Below are 13,394 nucleotides of genomic sequence, written 5' to 3' on the forward strand. Positions count from 1 at the left end.
ACCCCGGGGTGACACGTTCCGGGGCGCTCTCCGGGGCACGGCATACTTGTCCGCGTCACGCGACTGGCGGCATCGAGGATGGACCACCATCGGGGAGCTCGTCGTGGGCGCCGTCCGCCTGGGTGCCCACGGTCTGGGAGACGCGCATGTCCGAAACCCCTCCGGCGCCGGCTCACGAGGCACGGCTGCTGCCCGGCAAGCCCGTCGCCGACGCCGTCCTGGCCGACGTGGCACAGCGGGTGGCCAAGCTCCGCGAGGGCGGCGTGCAGCCCTCGCTGGCCACCATCCTCATCGGTGACGACGACGCCAGCGCCGGCTACATCCGGATCAAGCAGCGCCAGGCCGCCGAACTCGGCTTCGTCAGCCCGCACGAGCATCTGCCGGCCAGCGCCACCCAGGACGAGCTGCACCGGGTGATCGATCGGCTGAACGCCGACCGGTCGGTGCACGCCCTGCTGATCCAGTACCCGCCGCCGGCCCACATCGACTACGACACCGCGCTGATGACCGTGGACCCCGACAAGGACGTCGACGGCATGCACCCGCTCAACCTGGGCCGGCTGTCCGTCGGGCTGCCCGGGCCGCGGCCGTGCACCCCGGCCGGCATCGAGGCGCTGCTGGCCCACTACGAGATCCCGGTGGCCGGGCGCGAGGTGGTCATCCTGGGTCGCGGCGCCACGATCGGCCGGCCGCTGGCCATGCTGCTGTCGCAGAAGCGCCCGACCGCCAACGCCGCCGTGACCGTGGTGCACACCGGAGTGCCGGACTGGCAGCGCTACACCCGACGCGCCGACGTCCTCGTCGCCGCCGCGGGCGTGCCCGGCATCATCCAGCCCGAGCACGTGCGCCCCGGCGCGACCGTCATCGGTGCGGGCGTGCGCTACGAGGGCCGCCGGCTGCTGCCGGACGTGGCGGAGGAGGTCGCCGAGGTGGCCGGCGCGCTCACCCCGCGGGTCGGCGGCGTCGGCCCGACGACCGTGGCGATGCTGTTCCGCAACGCGATCGAGGCCGCGGAGAAGGCCAGCCGATGAGCACCGCCGGTCCCGGGGGTCGCCGCGAACCGCGTGAGACATCGCGTGGCGGGCCGCCGGGGCCGGCCGTCAGCCGCTGAAGCGGGCGCTCTTCGCCATCGCCACGTACGCCGCGAGCGACGCCGCGTCGGTGTCGACGCGCCACTTCTCCGCGTACCCGGGGTGGGTGTCGGTGTCGAACCACACGACGCCGCCCACCGCCGGGTGCGCCTCCACCCACTGGGCGAGGAGCGTGATCCAGTCCGCCTTGGTGCGCCCGCCCCGGTCCACGGAGCCCACCTCGGTGATCATGATGGGCTTGCGGGCGGCGTACGAGCGGTAGATGGGCCCGAACAGCTTGTCGGGCGCCTCGCGGTGCAGGTTGTAACCCGAGACGCCGACCCAGTCGACGTACTTGTCGCCCGGGTACAACGCCGCGAAGGTGTTCCAGTCGGCCGCCGGCGACGAGTTCCAGTTGAGGCTCCACACCCACGAGACGTTGGTGGCGCCCTGCTCGGCGAAGATGCCGTGGATCCGGCGCCACGACTGGATGTAGCCGGCCGGGTCCTTGCCGTTGCGCGAGGGCGACCAGGCGTACCAGTCGCCGTTCATCTCCCAGCCCCAGCGCAGCAGCACCGGCCGACCCAGGCTCTTGAGCCGTCGGGCGGTGCGGGCGATCAGCTCGTCGCTGGCGCCGGAGGTGATGTCGGCGAGCTTGGTGCCCCGCCAGGAGATCATCGGGAAGGCCTGCGCGGGCAGGCCCGCGATCGAGGTGGGCAGCAGGTCGGCCCAGTCGTAGAAGACGTGCGCGATCCGCTCGTCGCGGCCGAGCTGCTCGCGGCGCAGCGTCTGCGCCTGCGCCGTGGTCCGATCGGACAGGGAGAGGTACGCGCCGAGCATGGCCTTGCCCGGCCGGAACGGCACGGTGCCGCCGCCCTTCGCCACCACCGCTGGTGGGGCGGCGCTCGCCGACGGCTTCGGGCCCGAGGACCGCCCGGGCGAGGTGGTCGCCTCGGCCGCGGTGTCCTTCGAGCGCAACTGCAGCGCGCCGAGGGTGGACGCGGGCACCGCCACGAGGGCACCGAGGCCGAGCATGGTGCGGCGGCTCAGCGCCCGGCCCGGTGCGCGGCGGGTGCCACGGTGGGCGGGGGTGGCGTCGCGGTGGGAGGGGCTCATGTCAGGTTCCGTCCCGCGGCGCGGGCGAGCCGACGGACCACCCGCCAGCCCGGCTGGGCCAGCTGCTTGAGTCGCGGCACCAGCGGCGAGCCGCCGCCCGCGACCAGGGCCACCAGGTCGGCGCCGGTCATGTCCGGGGTGGGCTGCAGGCGGGGTACGGCGAACCGCCGCTCGCCCGGCGTGTGCAGGCGCCGGCCCACCTCGGTGGCGTTGTCGTGTCCCGCCGCCAGCACCGCGGCGCGCACCTTCGCGCCGTTGTAGCCGTGCGGGTAGGCGAAGCTGCGCACCCGCTGGCCGATGCGCTGTTCCAGTTCGTCCTTGCTGCGCGTCGTCTCCTCGCGCAGGACGTCGGCGGGCAGCACGTCGAGGGGGTGGTGGATCAGGCTGTGGTTGCCGATCTCGATGCCGGCGTCGGCGACCTCGGCCAGTTCGTCCCAGGTCAGCAGCTTGCCGAAGTCGGGCGACCAGCGGCCCAGCCAGTCGGCGTAGGCGCCGAGGTGGCCGACCGAGGCGTAGAGCGTGGCGCCCGCGCCGGCCTCGGCGAGCATCGGCACGGCCTGGGTGAGGAAGTCGCGGTAGCCGTCGTCGAAGGTCACCGCGAGCAGCTTGTCGGTGCATCCCTGCTCGAGCAGGTCGAGGGCCTCGGTGAGCCCGACGAGCCGGTAGCCGGCGGCGGTGAGCGCGGCCAGCTGTTCGGCGAGCCGCTTCGGCGGCACCGCGAGGTCGCGCATCGGACCGGCGACCGCGGACACGGAGTGATACATCAACGCCGGCATGGTCTCCCATGCCGACGGCGCCGTGACGGTCACCGTATTTCCCTCCCACAGGCTTCCGGACATGACCATTATCGGTCTGCGACCCGGCGAGCTTTGTGGTTTGGACAACTCTTCCGCAGGGTGCGGCGGCGCACATCCGCGCCGCTCAGGCCACGTTACGGGGCAGTTTCAGCGGTGTCCAGCACGACTGCGGCGACGACCGCAGCCATATCGGCGACGGTCATTCGCACTGTTCCGCCCCGGGTCGCCAGGCCCCGGTCCGCCCCGTATGCGACGACGCCCGCGTGCTCCAGTTCGTCCGCGAGCAGGGCGAGGCGCCGTTCGATCCGGGCGGCGAGGTGGTCGGCGAGGTCTTCGTACCGGGCGGCGGGGATCTGCACGGTCATGGGGTCACCTTTCGCCGATGGCGGGGTGTCGCCGCCGGAGAGCGGCCACCTGTCCCACGGTAGGCCTCACGCGTACGGAATGCGGCATTTTAGGGTTTTCGACCCTACCCGCGACGCCTGCGCCCTCTGCCGAAAGTCATAGAGTTGATCCGGCTCTGGAGGGAAGCGCGCGCACCCACCGTGACGGCAGGGTGGTCACCATGACCTCAGACCGCGCGCGTCGGCTCGTCGAGTCCGCCTGCGGGGCGGGACTCCTGCTCGGCATCACGGCCCTGCCGACCGCCTGGCGCACCCTCGACGGCGAGGTGACGGCAATCCTCGTCGGCATGCTCGCCGCCCTCACCGCCGCGACCTACGCGTTACACGCAGTGACATTCGACTGCCTCAGACTGACTGCTCAGCGGCGGAAGGGCAACTTTTCTTATACCCAGCGTAGGGAATGAACCGTCGGAGGATCTGGCCCGTATCCGGGGATGCACCGTCCTTCGACACCCCCGGGAGTGACCAGGATGTTCCGACTCATCCAGCTCCAGTCTCAGCAGGGCGTTCCGCGCATCGGCGTGGATCCCGATGGCTACGGCAGTGAGCGGGCCGCCCTTGCCCGTTACCGAGAGACACCGGCGATGTTCTCCGGTGTGGGGCGCTTCGACGAGTCGGGACGGCTCGCCGAGATCATCATGGACACCACCTGCGGGGCCGCCGCCGGATGCCGGCGGCCCGCGGCCGTCGTGCACGCCGACACCTTCCAGCGGCTGTGCGACACCTGCGCCTTCGGGCTGGCGGTGCTCACCCTGCCCGAGCTGGCACTGCGGCTCGGCGTCGCGGTACGCCCGGCGCCGGTGCTGGCCCCGTCCGGCCGGCACGCCGCGCCGGAGGAGGGCTGCCCGGCGGGTACCCGGATCGCGCGGGAGTTCGCCACCCACATCGGCGATCCGGTGTGGCGCATGGAGCTCTGCGCTGAGCTGGCCCGCACGCCGGGCGCGATCAACGGCCTGCTGATCGGCGTGGGCGCGCTGAGCCACCGCGACGTGCTCGACCACTACCCGTCGCTGTGCGCGCTCGGGACGCAGCTCCCGACGACCATCCACGCCGACCTCGTGCGGGCCACCGCCCGGCCGCTGTCTCCGGCGGGCGTGACCGCCCTGCGGCTCGGGCTGTGACCCGCACGGGCGCGGTCCGCCCTCCCGCCTGATCGTGACCCCGGCGCCCACGGCCCGGGTCGTCAGACCCGGCTGATCAGGGCACCCACCCGGTCCGGCGCGAAGATGCCGTCGGCCAGGAGCAGGGCCAGGCCCACCAGTCCGGAGCGGGTGTCCAGCTTGGTCGCCACGATCTGCAGGTTGCGCGTCGCCAGCGGCAGCGACCGTCGGTAGACCATCTCCCGAATGCCGGCGAACAGCTGCTCCTCGATGCGGGCGAGCTGACCACCGATCACGATGACCCGTGGGTTGAACAGGCTGACGGAGTCGGCGATGGCGTGCCCGATGATGCGCCCGGCCCGGCGGGCGAGCCGCACGGCCGTGAGATCGCCGGTGCGGATCAGCGTGACCGCGTCGTCGACCGAAGCGACGTCGCGTCCGGCCTCGCGCAGGTCGCGGACCAGGGCCCAGCCGCCCGCGTACGCCTCGACGCAGCCGGTGTTGCCGCAGCGGCAGAGCGGCTCGCTCTCGGCGTCGTCGACGGCGACCTGGATGTGCCCGATGTCGCCCGCCGCGCCGTCGGCGCCCCGGTAGACCTCTCCCCCGATGATCATTCCGGCACCGACGCCCGTGCCGGCCTTGAGCATCAGCAACTGGCGGACCTCGGGATAAATGCTGCGGTGCTCGCCGAACGCCATCGCGTTGACGTCCTTGTCGACCAGGACCGGGCAGTCGTAGCGGCCGGCGAACCAGCCCGGGATGTCGTAGCGGTCCCAGCCGTTCATGATCGGCGGGCTGACCACCTGGCCGCTGTCGAAGTCGACCGGGCCGGGCACGTCGATGCCGATGCCGTGCACGTCGTCGGCGGACCGGCCGGCGGCGGCGAGCAGGGCGGCGAACATCTCCTCCGCCGCGCCGAGCACCGCTTGCGGGCCGGTGGCGACGTCGACGACCCGTTCCCGCTCGGCGCTGACCTCGCCGCGCAGGTTGCACAGCGCCGTACGCATCCCGGTGGCGCCGATGTCCGCGACGAGCAGCACGCCTCGCTCGTGGTGGAACGTGAACCGGCTGGCCGGGCGCCCACCGGTCGGCGAGCCCTCGCCGCCGGGGATCACCAGTTGGGCCGCGAGCAGGGCGTCGAGCCGCTGGTTGACCGTCGAGCGCGACAGCCCGGTCTGCTGCATGACGTCGGCGCGGGTGAGGCTGGGCTGGGCGCGGAAGAGGGCGAGGACCTCGCCGAGGCCGGCGGCGGAGACCCCGGGGGTCGGGGGGCTGATGCTCACGCCGCGATCCTATTACGTCTAGGCACTATGCAAAAGACTCCACTCTTTTGCTTGACAGAAGTTATAAGTCAAGCATCTAATCAACGAAACTTCATCGACACGTATCGACTGGCATACGGAAGGACCCCCCATGCCCCACTCCGCGCCATACCGGGCGATCGCGGCGACCGCGACCGCTACCGCTCTCGTCCTGCTCACCGCCTGCTCCTCTGACTCGGGCTCGGGCTCGACTGCCGGCGGCCAGGCCAAGATCGCCGCCGTGATCAAGGGCCTCGACAACCCGTTCTTCCAGTCCATGGAGCAGGGCATCAAGGACCAGGGCGCCACCGCCGGAATCACTCCGACGGTCCAGGCCGCCAACTCCATCACCGACACCGCCGGCCAGGCCGACCGGCTCACGGCGTTGGCGGGGCAGGACTTCAGCTGCTACATCGTCAACCCGATCACCGGGACCAACCTGGTGCAGGGCCTCGCCCAGCTCGCCGCGCAGAAGAAGACCATCGTCAACATCGACAGCCCCGTTGACGCCTCGGCCGCGAAGGCCGCCAGCGCCACCCCGGCCACCTACATCGGCACCAACAACGAGTCCGCCGGTGAGAAGGCCGGCGCGCACATGGCGACCCTCGTGCCCGCGAACGCCAAGGTGGCCGCGATCGGCGGCATCGCCGGCGACGTGACCAGCGGCGCCCGCGTGGACGGCTTCACCAAGGCCGTCAGCGGCAAGCTGCAACTCGTCCAGACCGTCGCCGCCAACTGGGAACGCCAGGAGGCGTTGACCCAGGCCACCAACGTCATGCAGGCCCACAGCGACCTGGCCGGCTTCTTCGTCGCCAACGACGACATGGGGCTCGGCGTCGCCCAGGCGGTCGCCAACGCCGGCAAGACCGGCAAGGTCCACATCATCAGCGTGGACGGCAACAAGGACGCGCTCACGGCGGTCAAGAGCGGCGGGATCGACGCGGTCGTCGCGCAGTACCCGTACGCGATCGGTCTGATGGGCATGGAGGCCTGCCAGGCGGCCGCGGCCGGCAAGACCCTGCCCGCCAGCGTCGAAGCGCCCGTCGAGCTGGTCACCAAGGAGAACGCCGACAAGGCGCTCGCCAGCACGCCGAAGCCGTTCGGCGACTACGAGGACCCGTTCAAGGCCCTGATCGGCGGATGACGACCATGACAACCGCAGCCGTCGCCGCGCGCGACACCGAACCCTGGACCCACCGGTTCAAGGACATCGGCTTCTGGGCCGAGTGGGCCGCCCTGGTCGGCCTCATCGCCCTGGTGATCCTGTTCCAGATCCTCAACCCGACGTTCCTGTCCAGCGGCAACGTCCGATCGATGCTGATCGCCTCCGCCATCCTGGTCGTCCTCGCGGTGGGCCAGACGTTCGTGGTCGCCACCGGCGGCATCGACCTGTCGGTGGCGTCGATGATGACGCTGGCCGCCGTCGTCTTCGGCGCGACCTATGCGAGCTGGGGCCTGGCCGGGGCGCTGCTCGCCGCGCTCGCCACCGGGCTGCTCACCGGGCTGCTCAACGGCTTCATCATCGCCCGAGGAAAGATCACCGACTTCATCGTGACCCTCGGCATGCTCTCCGCCGCCTCCGGCGCCGCCCTGGTGCTCGCGGACGGCAGGCCGGTGACCATCATCGACACCTTCCTGCTGCGCCTGTCCACCGGCGGCCTGGGCATGATCGGCTGGAGCGTCGTCATCGCCGCCGTCATCGCCGTGATCGCGCACACCCTGCTGTTCCACACCCGCTTCGGCACCCACGTGCTGGCCACCGGCGGGTCGGCCGAGGCGGCCACCGCCACCGGCATCAGCACGGCCCGCGTCAAGATCGCCGTGTACGCCATCTCCGGGCTGCTCGCCGGCCTGGGCGCGATCCTGCTGATCGCCCGCGTCGGCGCGGCCGAGCCCGCCTCCAACACCTCGTTCCTGCTCAACTCGGTGGCCGCGGTGGTTCTGGGCGGCGTCAGCCTGCTCGGCGGCCGCGCCACGATCACCGGCCCGGTGATCGGCGCCCTGCTGCTGACGGCCCTGACCAACGGCCTGACCCTGCTCGGCGTCTCGCAGTTCTACCAACCGCTCGCCGTCGGCGTCGTCGTGGTGCTGGCCGCCCTGCTCACGAGGTTCCAGAAATGACCCCACTGCTCTCCACCGACGGCGTGTCCCTCTCCTTCGGCAGCGTGCGTGCCCTCGTGGACGTCTCGCTCACCCTGCGACCCGGCGAGATCACCGCCCTGGTCGGCGACAACGGCGCCGGCAAGTCCACCCTCGTGCGGTGCGTCGCCGGCATCCACCGCCCCGACGCGGGCACGATCTCCCTCGACGGCAAGGAACTGCACTTCAAGTCCCCCGAGGACGCGCGGGAGGCCGGCATCGAGACCGTGCACCAGAACCTCGCCCTGGTCGAGGACCTGACCGTGTGGCAGAACCTGTTCCTCAACCGCGAGATGGTGCACCGGCTCGGGCCGCTGGCCGTGCTCGACCGCCGGGGCATGCAGCGCGAGGCCCAGCGCATGGTGTCCACCCTCGCCGTGAACGTGCCCGCCGTCCGCAGCCGGGTCCGCCGCCTCTCCGGCGGCCAGCGCCAGGCCGTGGCCATCTGCCGCGCCGCCGGCTTCGAGTCCCGACTGGTGATCATGGACGAGCCCACCGCCGCGCTCGGCGTCCAGGAGACCGCCCGGGTCGAGGGCCTCATCCGCAAGCTGCGCGACGACGGCCACGCCGTGCTGCTGATCAGCCACAACTTCGTCCAGGTCATGGCGCTCAGCGACCAGGTCTGGGTGATGCGCGCCGGGCGCTGCGTCGGCGGGCGCCGCACGGCGGACACCACCGGCGAGGAGATCGTCGCCCTCATCACCGGCGCCAAGAGCGCCTGACCCCGCGAAGGACACCCCCGATGCAGCTGCGCAATCCCCTCGGCGTGCACGCCCTGGTCTGGGCCGGCGACACCTCGCCCGCCTCCGTCGCGTACGCGATCAGCCAGACCGCCCGCACCGGCTTCGACCTGCTCGAATTCTCCCTGCACGACTCCCTCAACCTCGACGTGCCGGCCACCCGCTCGCTGCTGCGCGACAACGGCCTGTCGGTGGCCTGCTCGCGCGGGCTGGCCTTCGACGCCGACGTCTCCAGCACCGACGCGGCGGTGGTCGACCGCGGCGCGAAACTGCTCCACGACTCGCTGGTGATCACCCACGAACTGGGCGGCACCCACTTCACCGGCGCCCTCTACAGCGCGCTCGGCAAGTACGGCGCGCCGCTCACCGAGGCGGGCCGGGCCAACGTGGTCCGGGTGCTGCGCGACCTGGCCGCCGAGGCCGCCACCCGGGACATGACCCTCGGGCTGGAGGTCTGCAACCGCTACGAGACCAACGTGATCAACACCGCCCGCGACGCCCTGCGGCTCGCCGACGACGTCGGGGCGGACAACGTGCTCGTGCATCTGGACACTTACCACATGAACATCGAGGAGGACGACCTCGTCCGGCCGGTGCTCGAGGTCGGCGACCGGCTCGGGTACGTCCACATCGGCGAGAACCACCGCGGCTACCTCGGCTCGGGCCACCTCGACTTCACCTCCTTCTTCCACGCCCTGGCCGACATCGGCTACACCGGCCCGATCACGTTCGAGTCGTTCTCGTCCGCGGTGGTGGCCCGGGGCCTCTCCAACGACCTGGCCATCTGGCGCAACCTGTGGAACGACGGCGAGGACCTGGCCCGGCACGCCCACGGCTTCATGGCCCACCACCTCACGGCCCGGCCCGCATGACCGCACCCGGCGCGCCCACCACCTTTGACGAGTTGGTGCGGCGCGCCCGCGCGCTGGTCCACGACGGGCGGCGGGCCATCCTCGGCATCGTCGGCGAGCCGGGCGGCGGCAAGACCACCCTCGCGGAGGAGCTCGTGGCGGCAATCGCCGCCGAGGGCCCCCCGGGCTGGGTCGCGCACGTGCCGATGGACGGCTTCCACCTGGCCGACCTGGAGCTGGAGCGCCTCGGCAGCCGCGACCGCAAGGGCGCCCCGGACACCTTCGACGCCCTCGGCTACGCGGCGCTGCTGCGCCGGCTGCGCGAGGACACCGACGACGTCGTGTACGCCCCGGGCTTCGAACGCGTCATCGAGCAGCCGATCGCGGGCGCCATCGCGGTGCACCGCGAAGCCCGCCTCATCGTCTCGGAGGGCAATTACCTGCTCGTCGAGGACGAACGGTGGTCGCGGGTCCGGCCGCTGTGCGACGAGATCTGGTATGCCGACCTCGACCGCGCCACCCGCCTCGACCGGCTGATCGCCCGGCACCGGCGCTTCGGCAAGGACGAGTCGTCGGCGATCGCCTGGGCGACCGGCACCGACGACCGCAACGCGGCTGTGATCGCGGCCACCCGCGACCGCGCCGACCTCATCGTCCCGGCGCCGTTGATCCACGCAATCGGCACTCCGCCGCCCCCGGGGACTTGAGCGATCGCTCAACATGCCCTAGGTTTGAGCAGTCGCTCAAATCCAGGGGGAGCATGTGGCGCGGATCTACGTCGAGACGCTCATCGCCGCGCCGTTGGACCGGCTCTGGGCGGCGACCCAGGACCACCGGCAGCACACCCGGTGGGACGCCCGCTTCGGTCGCATCGACCCGGTGCCGGGCAGCGCACCCGCCGCGTTCAGCTACGCCACGGCCGTGCTGCCCGGCGTCGAGATCGCCGGCTATGGCGTGCACAGTGGCGAGCGGCGACGCCCCGGCGGAGACGCCACGTCGGCGCTGCGGTTCGGCTCCGCCGACCCGCGCTCCCCGATCGAAGAGGGTTCGGGCTACTGGCGTTACGTTCCGGTCCCCGGCGGCGTGCGCTTCCTGACCGGGTACGCCTACCGCACCCGCTGGGGCCGCACCGGCAGACTCGTCGATCTCGTTTTCGGCCCGGCGTTCGGGTGGGCCACGGCCTGGTCGTTCGACCGCCTCCGGCTGTGGCTCGACCACGGCGTGTCCCCGGAACGGGCCCGCACGCACGGCATAGCGGAGGTCCTGTCGCGGGCCGCGCTCGTCACCGCCGCCGTCGCGCTGGACGGGCGGCCGTGGGTCGTCGTGGTGGCGGCGGGCCTGGCTTTCGGCGTACCCCCGCATCCGCACACACCCGCGGCACGACGGTGCCGGCGGCGACCCCGAAAGGACGACCAGCGATGACCTCGGTCTTCGAATCCGCCCTGCGCGAGGACTTCGGCCGGCTGCACCCACGACTGCGGCGGCGGTTCGGCGTCGACGGCGAGACGGACCAGGGCTGCGTCGGCACCGGTGTGATGAACCGCGTCTGGCGCGGAGCGGCGTTCACCGCGCCGTTCCTGCACGTCGGCACGCTGCGGCACGTCCTGTTCCCGGAGACCGGGACCGACGTGCCGTTCACCATCGAGAACTACGCCTACCGCGACACCTATGACCGCCCGACGCTCACGTTCGTGCGCACCTTCCAGGTCCGCTCGCACCGACGCCGGCGCTTCGACGCGACGATGGTCTACCACCCCGAGCGGGACGTGATCATCGACTACCTCGGCACCACCCAGCACGTGGCGGTCGACCTGGACGTGTCGGTCGACAGCGCCGGCGGCCTGCGCATCCGCAGCGGCCCGCAGACCTTCCGCGGCGGCTTCGGCTGCCCGGCCGCGCTGACCGGCGACGCCGAGGTGCACGAGTGGTTCGACGACAAGGCCGAGCGGTTCCGCATCCAGGTGACCGTCACGAACCGCCGCTTCGGGCCCCTGTTCGGCTACTACGGCAGCTTCACGGCCAACTACATCCGCGCCGGCGCACCGGTGCCCGCGGCCGTCCGCCCGCTGCGGGAGAATCCGCGCGGATGACCGGCACCCGCGCCAAACTCATCACCGGCACCCTCGCCGCGATCCGCGAGCACGGCATCGCCGGCGTCTCCGCCCGGTCCATCGCCGCGGCCGCCGGCGTCAACCAGGCCCTGATCTTCTATCACTACGGCACCGTCGACGAGCTCCTCGCCGCCGCCTGCCATGCCTCGGCCATAGCCTGCGTCGAGCTCTACCGCGACCGGTTCGCCGGCGTGCGCACCCTGCGCGAACTCCTCGACGTCGGCCGCGAGCTCCACGAACGGGAGAAGACCGACGGCAACGTGACCGTCCTGGCCCAGCTCATGGCCGGCGCCCAGAACGACAAGAAGCTGGCCGCCCCGACGGCCGCGGCCCTGGCGCTGTGGACCGACGAGATCGAGGGAATCCTGCGCCGGTTGCTCCACAACTCACCGCTGGGCGACCTGGCCGACCCGGCCGGCCTGGCGAACGCCGTGTCCGCCGCGTTCATCGGCCTCGAGCTGTACGAGGGCGTCGACCCGCACCGCGCGGGCAGCGCCTTCGCCGCACTCGAGCAGTTGGCAGGCCTGGCCGAGGTGGTCGACGACCTCGGCCCGATCGCCCGCCGCGCCCTGCGCAGCCGGCTGCGCCGTTAGGGCGTGTCCCGCGGGACACGCCCTAACGCCGGGACCCGGGCAGGACGACGTCGATGAGGTCGCGCGCGACGACAGGGAGATCGGCGGCGGCGACCGGATCGTCCGAGTAGGCCCCGGCGAGGTTGTCGAAGAGGATGCCGTCGATGCACGCGACGAGCCATCGCGCCTGACGGGGCGGGTCGACGGCACCGAGCTCGGCGAGCATCGCGGCGATCCGCTCGCGCAGGGTGCGTCCGGCCCGGTGCAGCTCGGTGGCGAGTTCCGGTCGGCGCACCGATTCCAGCGACAGTTCGTACCGGGCCAGGTGGCGTCGCCGGCCCGTGGTCAACCATCCGCGCAGCACCGCGGCGAGGGCTTCCGCCAGGGCGGCCGGCTCCTTCGCCGTGATCAGGGGTGTCAGGGCGTCGAGTTCGCCGTGGTCCTGCTCGATCAGGCGCCGGACACAGGCACCGAGGAGCGCCTCCCGGGAGCGGTAGTAGTACGAGGTGGAGCCGGGAGGGAGGCCGGCGGCGGTATCGACCGCGCGGTGGGTCAGACCGCGGGAACCCTGGCCGGCCAGCACGTCGAGGGCCGCGTCGGCGACGAGTTGGTGACGGGCGGAAACCATGACCGAACTCTACCGCTGTAGAGGTTGCGGTTCCAGCCTCTACGGCTGTAGCGTCCGCCTCTATGAATGTAGAGAGTTCCCCCAGCTCGACCGGGCGTCGCCGAGCAAGCGCCGTGGGCGCCTGGGCGCTGGTGGCCACCGGCGTCCTCCATGCGGCCTCGGTGGCGGTCGGCACCGCCACCGAGGCGCCTGCCGCACAGCGGGCCGTCCACGACGCGATGGCCGCCACGCACGTCGCCGTCGCCGGCCTCGACCGCACGCTCTGGCAGCTCTTCCTCGGATTCAGCCTGACGATGGCATTGTTCATCGCCGGTCTCGGGGCGCTCAACCTGCTCGCGCTGCGCCGGGCACCTCGGTTGTTCGTCGACACCCGCGCGGCACTCTGGCTCAACCTCGGCATCGTGCTGCCGGCGTTCGCGGTGGCGGTCCTGGCGTTCCCACCGCCGCCGATCGCGCTCCTCGCCGTCGCCGGCGCCGCGTTCGGCTACGCCCTGACCCGCAAGCCCTGAGAGCCTCCTGGACGCGCTTCGATGTCGCCAAGGCTGGCGATACGCTTGTCCGGCCC

Annotated in this window: 17 protein-coding genes and 1 riboswitch; of the genes, 12 read left to right on the top strand and 5 right to left on the bottom strand. The window is 72.1% G+C overall.

What is annotated here, in order from left to right:
* The first annotated feature begins 49 nt into the window (after positions 1-49).
* Positions 50-131, top strand: a riboswitch (ZMP/ZTP riboswitch).
* 15 nt (positions 132-146) lie between these two features.
* On the top strand, positions 147-1,031 hold the full coding sequence (locus AB0M36_RS29415; protein WP_364163782.1) for a tetrahydrofolate dehydrogenase/cyclohydrolase catalytic domain-containing protein: 885 nt from the start codon (positions 147-149) through the stop codon (positions 1,029-1,031).
* Between the two features lie 69 nt (positions 1,032-1,100).
* On the opposite strand, the gene AB0M36_RS29420 is transcribed toward AB0M36_RS29415, so the two are convergent.
* The 3 genes from AB0M36_RS29420 to AB0M36_RS29430 all read right to left on the bottom strand — a co-directional run bounded on the left by AB0M36_RS29420 (position 1,101) and on the right by AB0M36_RS29430 (position 3,348).
* Positions 1,101-2,186, bottom strand: coding sequence for a glycosyl hydrolase (locus AB0M36_RS29420; RefSeq protein WP_364163785.1), 1,086 nt, complete (start codon positions 2,184-2,186; stop codon positions 1,101-1,103).
* On the bottom strand, positions 2,183-2,995 hold the full coding sequence (locus AB0M36_RS29425; RefSeq protein ID WP_364163788.1) for a polysaccharide deacetylase family protein: 813 nt from the start codon (positions 2,993-2,995) through the stop codon (positions 2,183-2,185). The genes AB0M36_RS29420 and AB0M36_RS29425 overlap by 4 nt, the downstream gene beginning before the upstream one ends.
* A 122-nt stretch (positions 2,996-3,117) precedes the next feature.
* Entirely contained in the window at positions 3,118-3,348 is a 231-nt protein-coding gene (locus AB0M36_RS29430; RefSeq protein WP_364163791.1) for a hypothetical protein, read from the bottom strand.
* A 200-nt stretch (positions 3,349-3,548) separates the two neighbouring features.
* Between AB0M36_RS29430 and AB0M36_RS29435 the strand changes: the two genes are divergently transcribed.
* Positions 3,549-3,791, top strand: a complete 243-nt coding sequence (locus AB0M36_RS29435; RefSeq protein ID WP_364163793.1) for a hypothetical protein — start codon at positions 3,549-3,551, stop codon at positions 3,789-3,791.
* Between the two features lie 66 nt (positions 3,792-3,857).
* Complete coding sequence (locus AB0M36_RS29440; RefSeq protein ID WP_364163796.1) at positions 3,858-4,508, top strand: hypothetical protein; 651 nt, start codon at positions 3,858-3,860, stop codon at positions 4,506-4,508.
* Between the two features lie 62 nt (positions 4,509-4,570).
* Here AB0M36_RS29440 and AB0M36_RS29445 read toward each other — a convergent pair whose 3' ends face one another.
* The gene (locus AB0M36_RS29445) at positions 4,571-5,770 is read right to left on the bottom strand and encodes an ROK family transcriptional regulator (protein WP_364163799.1); all 1,200 of its coding nucleotides are present in this window, start codon (positions 5,768-5,770) and stop codon (positions 4,571-4,573) included.
* 130 nt (positions 5,771-5,900) lie between these two features.
* Here AB0M36_RS29445 and AB0M36_RS29450 point away from each other — a divergent pair, with 130 nt between their 5' ends.
* The 8 genes from AB0M36_RS29450 to AB0M36_RS29485 are packed head-to-tail and all read left to right on the top strand — an operon-like array spanning position 5,901 to position 12,222.
* Positions 5,901-6,932, top strand: coding sequence for a substrate-binding domain-containing protein (locus tag AB0M36_RS29450; RefSeq protein WP_364163802.1), 1,032 nt, complete (start codon positions 5,901-5,903; stop codon positions 6,930-6,932).
* Between the two features lie 5 nt (positions 6,933-6,937).
* Positions 6,938-7,909, top strand: a complete 972-nt coding sequence (locus tag AB0M36_RS29455) for an ABC transporter permease (RefSeq protein ID WP_364163804.1) — start codon at positions 6,938-6,940, stop codon at positions 7,907-7,909.
* Entirely contained in the window at positions 7,906-8,649 is a 744-nt protein-coding gene (locus AB0M36_RS29460; protein WP_364163807.1) for an ATP-binding cassette domain-containing protein, read from the top strand. Before AB0M36_RS29455 ends, AB0M36_RS29460 begins: the two co-directional genes overlap by 4 nt.
* A gap of 20 nt (positions 8,650-8,669) precedes the next feature.
* Positions 8,670-9,539 (top strand): sugar phosphate isomerase/epimerase family protein, encoded by an 870-nt coding sequence (locus AB0M36_RS29465; protein ID WP_364163810.1) that lies wholly within the window; start codon positions 8,670-8,672, stop codon positions 9,537-9,539.
* A complete protein-coding gene (locus AB0M36_RS29470) occupies positions 9,536-10,225 on the top strand; it encodes a nucleoside/nucleotide kinase family protein (protein ID WP_364163813.1) in 690 nt (229 codons plus the stop codon). The genes AB0M36_RS29465 and AB0M36_RS29470 overlap by 4 nt, the downstream gene beginning before the upstream one ends.
* Positions 10,226-10,280: 55 nt before the next feature.
* On the top strand, positions 10,281-10,940 hold the full coding sequence (locus AB0M36_RS29475) for a hypothetical protein (protein WP_364163816.1): 660 nt from the start codon (positions 10,281-10,283) through the stop codon (positions 10,938-10,940).
* Positions 10,937-11,608, top strand: a complete 672-nt coding sequence (locus AB0M36_RS29480; RefSeq protein ID WP_364163819.1) for a DUF4166 domain-containing protein — start codon at positions 10,937-10,939, stop codon at positions 11,606-11,608. The genes AB0M36_RS29475 and AB0M36_RS29480 overlap by 4 nt, the downstream gene beginning before the upstream one ends.
* Positions 11,605-12,222 (top strand): TetR/AcrR family transcriptional regulator, encoded by a 618-nt coding sequence (locus AB0M36_RS29485; RefSeq protein ID WP_364163822.1) that lies wholly within the window; start codon positions 11,605-11,607, stop codon positions 12,220-12,222. The genes AB0M36_RS29480 and AB0M36_RS29485 overlap by 4 nt, the downstream gene beginning before the upstream one ends.
* A gap of 22 nt (positions 12,223-12,244) precedes the next feature.
* Here AB0M36_RS29485 and AB0M36_RS29490 read toward each other — a convergent pair whose 3' ends face one another.
* Positions 12,245-12,829 carry a TetR family transcriptional regulator C-terminal domain-containing protein gene (locus AB0M36_RS29490; protein WP_364163825.1) on the bottom strand — a complete coding sequence of 195 codons (585 nt, stop codon included), beginning with the start codon at positions 12,827-12,829 and terminating at the stop codon, positions 12,245-12,247.
* 62 nt (positions 12,830-12,891) lie between these two features.
* On the opposite strand from AB0M36_RS29490, the gene AB0M36_RS29495 reads away from it, so the two are divergent.
* Positions 12,892-13,338 (top strand): hypothetical protein, encoded by a 447-nt coding sequence (locus tag AB0M36_RS29495; protein ID WP_364163828.1) that lies wholly within the window; start codon positions 12,892-12,894, stop codon positions 13,336-13,338.
* Positions 13,339-13,394: the final 56 nt, after the last annotated feature.

It is taken from the genome of Actinoplanes sp. NPDC051346, assembly GCF_040682215.1.
In the GTDB taxonomy this organism is placed as follows: Bacteria; Actinomycetota; Actinomycetes; order Mycobacteriales; family Micromonosporaceae; genus Actinoplanes.

Coding starts and splice junctions, on each gene's coding strand:
- AB0M36_RS29415 (WP_364163782.1), top strand. CDS start 147: ATGTCCGAAACCCCTCCGGCGCCGGCTCACGAGGCACGGCTGCTGCCC.
- AB0M36_RS29420 (WP_364163785.1), bottom strand. CDS start 2,186: ATGAGCCCCTCCCACCGCGACGCCACCCCCGCCCACCGTGGCACCCGC.
- AB0M36_RS29430 (WP_364163791.1), bottom strand. CDS start 3,348: ATGACCGTGCAGATCCCCGCCGCCCGGTACGAAGACCTCGCCGACCAC.
- AB0M36_RS29435 (WP_364163793.1), top strand. CDS start 3,549: ATGACCTCAGACCGCGCGCGTCGGCTCGTCGAGTCCGCCTGCGGGGCG.
- AB0M36_RS29440 (WP_364163796.1), top strand. CDS start 3,858: ATGTTCCGACTCATCCAGCTCCAGTCTCAGCAGGGCGTTCCGCGCATC.
- AB0M36_RS29450 (WP_364163802.1), top strand. CDS start 5,901: ATGCCCCACTCCGCGCCATACCGGGCGATCGCGGCGACCGCGACCGCT.
- AB0M36_RS29455 (WP_364163804.1), top strand. CDS start 6,938: ATGACAACCGCAGCCGTCGCCGCGCGCGACACCGAACCCTGGACCCAC.
- AB0M36_RS29460 (WP_364163807.1), top strand. CDS start 7,906: ATGACCCCACTGCTCTCCACCGACGGCGTGTCCCTCTCCTTCGGCAGC.
- AB0M36_RS29465 (WP_364163810.1), top strand. CDS start 8,670: ATGCAGCTGCGCAATCCCCTCGGCGTGCACGCCCTGGTCTGGGCCGGC.
- AB0M36_RS29470 (WP_364163813.1), top strand. CDS start 9,536: ATGACCGCACCCGGCGCGCCCACCACCTTTGACGAGTTGGTGCGGCGC.
- AB0M36_RS29480 (WP_364163819.1), top strand. CDS start 10,937: ATGACCTCGGTCTTCGAATCCGCCCTGCGCGAGGACTTCGGCCGGCTG.
- AB0M36_RS29485 (WP_364163822.1), top strand. CDS start 11,605: ATGACCGGCACCCGCGCCAAACTCATCACCGGCACCCTCGCCGCGATC.
- AB0M36_RS29490 (WP_364163825.1), bottom strand. CDS start 12,829: ATGGTTTCCGCCCGTCACCAACTCGTCGCCGACGCGGCCCTCGACGTG.
- AB0M36_RS29495 (WP_364163828.1), top strand. CDS start 12,892: ATGAATGTAGAGAGTTCCCCCAGCTCGACCGGGCGTCGCCGAGCAAGC.